The following is a 1,668-nucleotide window of genomic DNA, read 5'->3' as shown; positions in this document are numbered from 1 at the left end:
TTTTGAATGAATTCGTTTGAACCTTGAGCCAAGTTTGATCCGCTTTTGTTGCCCTCGGGTGACATGTAAGGATCACATAGATCTTAAACTGAAGAGTTTGATCATGGCTCAGATTGAACGCTGGCGGCAGGCCTAACACATGCAAGTCGAGCGGTAACAGGGGTAGCTTGCTACCCGCTGACGAGCGGCGGACGGGTGAGTAATGCATAGGAATCTGCCCGATAGTGGGGGATAACCTGGGGAAACCCAGGCTAATACCGCATACGTCCTACGGGAGAAAGGGGGCTTCGGCTCCCGCTATTGGATGAGCCTATGTCGGATTAGCTAGTTGGTAAGGTAATGGCTTACCAAGGCAACGATCCGTAGCTGGTCTGAGAGGATGATCAGCCACATCGGGACTGAGACACGGCCCGAACTCCTACGGGAGGCAGCAGTGGGGAATATTGGACAATGGGGGCAACCCTGATCCAGCCATGCCGCGTGTGTGAAGAAGGCCCTCGGGTTGTAAAGCACTTTCAGCGAGGAAGAACGCCTATCGGTTAATACCCGGTAGGAAAGACATCACTCGCAGAAGAAGCACCGGCTAACTCCGTGCCAGCAGCCGCGGTAATACGGAGGGTGCAAGCGTTAATCGGAATTACTGGGCGTAAAGCGCGCGTAGGTGGCTTGATAAGCCGGTTGTGAAAGCCCCGGGCTCAACCTGGGAACGGCATCCGGAACTGTCAGGCTAGAGTGCAGGAGAGGAAGGTAGAATTCCCGGTGTAGCGGTGAAATGCGTAGAGATCGGGAGGAATACCAGTGGCGAAGGCGGCCTTCTGGACTGACACTGACACTGAGGTGCGAAAGCGTGGGTAGCAAACAGGATTAGATACCCTGGTAGTCCACGCCGTAAACGATGTCGACCAGCCGTTGGGTGCCTAGAGCACTTTGTGGCGAAGTTAACGCGATAAGTCGACCGCCTGGGGAGTACGGCCGCAAGGTTAAAACTCAAATGAATTGACGGGGGCCCGCACAAGCGGTGGAGCATGTGGTTTAATTCGATGCAACGCGAAGAACCTTACCTACCCTTGACATCTACAGAAGCCGGAAGAGATTCTGGTGTGCCTTCGGGAACTGTAAGACAGGTGCTGCATGGCTGTCGTCAGCTCGTGTTGTGAAATGTTGGGTTAAGTCCCGTAACGAGCGCAACCCTTGTCCTTATTTGCCAGCGAGTAATGTCGGGAACTCTAAGGAGACTGCCGGTGACAAACCGGAGGAAGGTGGGGACGACGTCAAGTCATCATGGCCCTTACGGGTAGGGCTACACACGTGCTACAATGGCCGGTACAAAGGGCTGCGAGCTCGCGAGAGTCAGCGAATCCCTTAAAGCCGGTCTCAGTCCGGATCGGAGTCTGCAACTCGACTCCGTGAAGTCGGAATCGCTAGTAATCGTGAATCAGAATGTCACGGTGAATACGTTCCCGGGCCTTGTACACACCGCCCGTCACACCATGGGAGTGGACTGCACCAGAAGTGGTTAGCCTAACGCAAGAGGGCGATCACCACGGTGTGGTTCATGACTGGGGTGAAGTCGTAACAAGGTAGCCGTAGGGGAACCTGCGGCTGGATCACCTCCTTAAACGATGCGTCACAGTCAGTAAGCGTCCACAATGAATTACCTGATCAGAA

1 rRNA gene is annotated in these 1,668 nt (G+C 54.4%); it reads left to right on the top strand.

What is annotated here, in order from left to right:
• Positions 1–85: 85 nt before the first annotated feature.
• Positions 86–1,618, top strand: a 16S ribosomal RNA gene (locus HALTITAN_RS24330).
• Positions 1,619–1,668 lie beyond the last annotated feature (50 nt).

Source organism: Vreelandella titanicae BH1 (genome assembly GCF_000336575.1).
In the GTDB taxonomy this organism is placed as follows: Bacteria; Pseudomonadota; Gammaproteobacteria; order Pseudomonadales; family Halomonadaceae; genus Vreelandella; species Vreelandella titanicae.
Note: the sequence above shows the minus strand (reverse complement) of the source record. Positions and strands in the feature narration are given on the sequence as shown.